The sequence below is a fragment of the uncultured Anaerobiospirillum sp. genome (genome assembly GCF_902485895.1).
Lineage (GTDB): Bacteria > Pseudomonadota > Gammaproteobacteria > Enterobacterales > Succinivibrionaceae > Anaerobiospirillum > Anaerobiospirillum succiniciproducens.
In genome coordinates, this window is sequence record NZ_CABTML010000047.1 from 1 (window position 1) to 5,500 (window position 5,500).

The following is a 5,500-nucleotide window of genomic DNA, read 5'->3' on the forward strand; positions in this document are numbered from 1 at the left end:
CACTCTTTCCCTACACGACGCTCTTCCGATCTTTACGTAAGCACTGACAAAAACCCGCGATTTACCACTTACAGCCGCTGCTCCAGAGCATATTCAAAGCCCGTCCACCACGCTTACTACCTCCAATAACAACTGCACCATGCTATGAAGGCAGCCTTACTGTTTTCACCAAATATCTAACCAAACTAATGCAATCAATCTGCTAACAAACAGGATTTAGGCTTAGCCATCTTACAGATGAGCAGCCATGCTTATGTGAAATGAAAAAGAGCCAATGTAGGATACTCAATCCCATGATATTGCTTCTGATCGCTTGAAATTCATACATGGAAAATGTCGCACGCTCAGGACTATAACTAAGCTTATTTGTGGTTAAGCCACAATCCAAAGAAGGTGCCAAACAAAAACGTTACGCCCTGTTTATAAACAACGTCCTATTAGCTATGGCAGAAAGCAAAGTCTCATTTGCTGAGACAAGACTCTATTACTTAAGTTGATGTTGGTCTATTACCCCAAAAGCACCTCAGGTTACAATTAGTCATGACCTGATTAAGGAGTTACTTATAGTCAAGCAAGGTCACTTAGAATAAGCTGTTCATACTATAGCTGTAGCTACCGCAAGGGATTACCAATGTTAAACAAGCACATTAATCATGTTCGCTCCGAGCTTGAGAACAAGTTCTCAACTAAAGAGAACAAGATCGAGTTTACTCATACGCACTCATACACCTGCAACAATCGCCTTTACTACATCTTTGACTTCACTGATGCTAAGGGCAAGGCAAAATCCTTAATTAGTGGCGGCTACTCTGACCTTGGCTTTGATAGCGATAGCGCTGTGTGCGATCTGAAATTTAAGCTTGGCGAGAAGATGGGCAAGGGTGAAGCGTCTGCAATTACTCATGCCACAGCGCGTATCGAAACAGAGCTGCTGCAAAGAGTTAAAGCTCCAAAGAAAGTCTCTGCCAAATATGATATTGGTACCTACTCCTCTCAAATCCCAACTATCAATACTCTGCTCTCTGACGTGCCTCAGGGCCTAAGTATCAACGCGCTTGAGAAGGCTAAGCCTTTTGCTATCGGTATGGTGCTGCCCAATCTAATTGATGCAACCAAAGCATTAAGCCTCTTTTCCAATATCTATGAGAATAGTCGACCATCTGCACAACAAAACTACTAATCTACATAGTGGTTTTACTATTTTTAAGATGCGTAATAGCACACAACAGAACAGTATGCTATGTTCACAATTATTAGATTATCATGCTTCGTTACATAGGCCAGATCCCAGACTCGTTAATGTAAGTCTCAATAACAATCTTTTTCCAACACATAATACAAATTGCGAGCAAATACTTGGTTTTATGCTAAGAAGCGATGCCTTGTATCCACTCAACGAGATCAAAGACTTAGTTAAGAGTTTCATGCTGGTGTGCTCACAGACTAACAAAGACGATATCCTAGGCATTATTGTTAACGATGAACTACTTTCAGTCCAAGAGTTTGTAAGATTAGGTACTGAGCTTTTAGAAAACAATCATTGGCCGAGAGATTTCATGACACGTATCTATGCAGATCATGATGAGTGTGATGAGATTGTCGATGATAACGGCAAACCTACAGGCAAAATGATCTACGAAAGCACTTTCTATTTAACTGGCTTAAGTGCTCTAGGCTTTAAGAAGGATGTTGCGCTTGGGGCGATTGTGATGACTAAAGAGGATATTAATCTTTGCAATAAGATACTAAACCAAATCAGCGATACTTTCTTAAACTCAGGCTTTATCCTCACCAAAGATGCTCATCTGGTTGTTAATCTCAAGGACACCCTCATTCAACTTGAATGATCAGCGTGGCTGCCTTTATGTGAGGGATATTCGCAAACTCAAGTAAGACTCAAGCTATCTACTAACAAGGTATCAAGGGCTGGACAAGAGCCAGCCTTTGTAAACCAATTAAGAAGCATTCAAGGGCTCTCCCATTTGTCTCAAGTTCTTGCAAGCGCTTAACTACGATCTTTCTATACTCACGGAGCCACTATGATAGTTAAGCACACTTGTTCCTCTGTCAGACAATGCTGTTCATAGGCTTGCACATTGCCCATCATACAGCCAACCTAAACCACTACTTTCTATTAGTCATAGGCTTAAGTTAAGGGTTGAGTTAATTGTTGAGTCAACTATCAAGTCAACTGTTAACTCAACACCTACCGCTAATGCAATCAATACCAATAAACCTGATAAATATCAGCTTCTACTGTCGATTTTTAGCATATCTTAATCTTGTATCGGTAGTTAAGTTAACTGTTAACTCAACCTTTGACTCACCATTTCAAGATGGTGGTCATACATGTCCATTGCCAACATTGCATTGCGTCTTAACTGCATACTATTTAAGTGAATGATGTATTGAGCCACATACTGACTATTGCTGTTCAAGCCAACATGCAAAATGTCGATAAGCAAGCTCAGAATTACCCCAACGGCTCTTATACAACCATGTCTGTTGATTTAATGACTACCCTCTGTGCATGTCTAATTTATTGATTCTCTTTTGATGAATTGCCTGCGACTCATTTAGTGTGCTGTTGTGTGGCTTCTATATTAGATCTTTTAACTTTGCTTGCAGCTAATTCTTTGTGCAGCGCCTTACATATCTTTTTAGATGCAAATTAGCCATTTTTAATGCCCACTATTATGCTTGTGGATATTTAAATGCATGCCATGGAGTATGCTGCTATCTTAGACTAGACTAATTATGTCTGAAACTTTATGTCATACGGCTGGCATGCAACTATTGGTGTCGGATATTAGTTGCTTGCTCAAGTATTGATAAACTGCTAAAAGCTGTTAAGTCAGCCTAATACTTAGCTGGCTTGTACGAATTTGACTGTATTTAAGCATTTGACGCCCTTTAAAGCTCGATGCCATAAGGCTCATCTAAGAAATTAATAATTCAGTGAGTTGAATTTTATTTCTAAAATTAATTATCCATCTCCAGTCAAAAAGCACATAAAAAAGGACAAAACACCATATAACACCGGCATTTTGTCCTTACCTAACCCAAATATAATGCCTCAAAAAGACTATTTTCTAAATTAATATTAATAAATTATAAAAATTCTCTAAGAGCATTTTCTCGGCTCAACCTAGCCTCTTCAATCCATTCTGGCAAATATTCATTAATAACTCCATACGCAATTTGGCTACGGCGCTTACGCTTTTCGGATTCATTTATGAAACGAATACTGTGATCTTCGGATAAATCTCGATATTCATTAGATAAAGGGTCATAAAGCTTCACATAATGTGACATTGGTGTTCCGTCCCAATTTATACCATATGCAGATTCATATACTTTTGCTTTGCCTTTTCTATCAATAGTAAAATCAACAAACGGGTTACGACCATTAAAATCAGACTTTCCTGATCCATCAAGCAACTCATGAATTTCAATCCCTAAAATTGGCTTACCCATATTCCATGCCGTCTCAATTTCATATTGAATCCATTTACGTTCAGCGGTCTCACTTCCAACAAGCACTACCACTACATTAGATTGTCTTAACTGGTCATTAATCCAATTTTTGATTGAGTTTACGCCTTTCCTTTTAATTTCCTCCCAATCATTAGGTTCAACAAGCTGATCACCCTCAACTACACCCATGTTCCTGATTTGTTGTACACGCCAGTTATCTTTTTCATAATGAAAGCTAAAAAATACTTTTTCAAGCATAATAAAATCCTCACTAATTAATAGTTTTAATGTAATTAATAATTAAAGAAATAGCCTTATCATGGCTGTTTTCTTCATTTCCTAATGCCTTTAGTAATTCGATTAAATCGCGAGATTCAACACTAGAATTATTTAATACCTTGTCAAATAATACATCTGACGAATATATAGATTCCTGCTTCATAGGCACAGGTATGCAAATGTTGCTATTCTTCAGAGAAATCTCAAACTCTGAAAGAATTCCATCATTTTTCTTGCCTTTGGCTAATTTTCCGTCAATATATTTATTTCCTGCAATAAATATTGATATTCCAGTTAGCGCAATCATCCTCTGCCTGTACTCTTGCCATAATTCAACATAGCTTTTTGTACCAGTCTGCAATTGAGGAAATGGCTTCAAAATCAATTGGCTATCTGAGCAAGTTGATGGATTATCCTCTATTGCAGCTAAAGCACCATTAATCACAGCGCTGCCTACTGCAAGACCAAATCCGTTAACAACTCGATATTGATTTTTAATTAGCTCATATGAAAGCTTATGGGTAAACTCTAAAATCTTCTCCTCGTCAGCCCTGTTCTTGCTATCGCTTTGATAATCACTGATGCTTCCTGAGATAAACACGGTTTTATTTTTAAGCTGCATTGAAATATTCTCTAAAATACTTGTAATTTCATCATATTCGTCAATAAGAATTGTCTGTATGCCGTATCTTTTGAGCTCATTGATCATGAGCTCTTGCCGTCTGTGCTCATATAATAAGTTATCTTTATTGTCTAGCTGATCGCTTTGAGAAAGATCACTATTACCAGTGCTAACTGTCTTTCTTTTTTCGATCCAATAATGGTTACGCTGATTTTGGCCAAAGCTGTGTCGGACAAGCCTTAACACATGATCAACATTAGGGTCATTAAAGCTAAAGCCTAAAAATAAAAAGGTTTTAGCAGATAGCGCAGCACTTAATTCACGAATAAATGCAGCATGTGAGGTTGAATATTTTTCGTATTGCTCTTTAGCTAGAATTGCATCGAATGGATAATCAACATCTCCATGCATCTTGTATATTTTGACATCAGCTCCAGGTATGCTGTTGGTTAGCTGTTGAACGTTATGCTTAACATCGACGACTTTCCCGCTGTCACGAAAAGCCCTTTCAAGCAGCTGATCATAATTTGTTGTCCATATTGTGCGGATCGGCAGTTTTGCTATTATTTTATGATTTTCTGTAAGCTTCGATTGCTTTGCGAACTCGTTAAGAATCTTGCTGTTAATATGATGTCTATTTTGATATTCATTAATATAAAACTGGCATAGCAAGGTATAGTCATATTCTTTATTAATATCTAAATTAAGCATCTCAGCAACATCACTTAGCAACTCCTTCCAGTCAACAAATCCCGCGCCTACAGACAGCCCAGCACCTGCAAAGATAGCTGCACTACCTTCGCGTATATTCTTCACATATGTTTGAATAAAGTGGTCAATGACCTTTTTATCTTGATTTTTAGTCATCAATAATTAAATTCCCTCAAATTAAATAAAAAATATTATTGATATGAAATTGCCTAGAAAAAAGCGACCACAACTGATGCTCTATCCCCAACATCGATCATGATCGCTTAAAGAGACCGCGCTAATCCTTAGGATTTGAGCTTGGTTCGCGGTCTCAAGACAAGTTATGGTTTGTTCAAACCAAAACCATGAAGGCTAGATTAGAACATGTAACGAGCCTGGGCGTTAACACCGAAGCTGTCGGTGTTTGAAGAG

4 protein-coding genes are annotated in these 5,500 nt (G+C 37.9%); 2 read left to right on the forward strand and 2 right to left on the reverse strand.

Annotated elements, in window-relative coordinates; translation table 11 throughout:
• Window positions 1–631 precede the first annotated feature (631 nt).
• The gene (locus tag RDO37_RS03845) at window positions 632–1,180 is read left to right on the forward strand and encodes a hypothetical protein (protein WP_308498169.1); all 549 of its coding nucleotides are present in this window, start codon (window positions 632–634) and stop codon (window positions 1,178–1,180) included.
• A gap of 202 nt (window positions 1,181–1,382) precedes the next feature.
• The gene (locus RDO37_RS03850; protein WP_308498170.1) at window positions 1,383–1,847 is read left to right on the forward strand and encodes a hypothetical protein; all 465 of its coding nucleotides are present in this window, start codon (window positions 1,383–1,385) and stop codon (window positions 1,845–1,847) included.
• A gap of 1,264 nt (window positions 1,848–3,111) precedes the next feature.
• Here the strand turns inward: RDO37_RS03850 and RDO37_RS03855 are convergent.
• Together RDO37_RS03855 and RDO37_RS03860 are read right to left on the reverse strand one after the other, a co-directional pair.
• Entirely contained in the window at window positions 3,112–3,735 is a 624-nt protein-coding gene (locus RDO37_RS03855; RefSeq protein WP_308498171.1) for a TIR domain-containing protein, read from the reverse strand.
• Between the two features lie 13 nt (window positions 3,736–3,748).
• Window positions 3,749–5,245 (reverse strand): SIR2 family protein, encoded by a 1,497-nt coding sequence (locus RDO37_RS03860; RefSeq protein ID WP_308498172.1) that lies wholly within the window; start codon window positions 5,243–5,245, stop codon window positions 3,749–3,751.
• Between the last annotated feature and the right edge of the window lie 255 nt (window positions 5,246–5,500).

Excerpts from the sequence above, each read along its gene's own strand:
- RDO37_RS03855 (WP_308498171.1), bottom strand. The coding sequence starts at position 3,735 with ATGCTTGAAAAAGTATTTTTTAGCTTTCATTATGAAAAAGATAACTGG.
- RDO37_RS03860 (WP_308498172.1), bottom strand. The coding sequence starts at position 5,245 with ATGACTAAAAATCAAGATAAAAAGGTCATTGACCACTTTATTCAAACA.
- RDO37_RS03845 (WP_308498169.1), top strand. The coding sequence starts at position 632 with ATGTTAAACAAGCACATTAATCATGTTCGCTCCGAGCTTGAGAACAAG.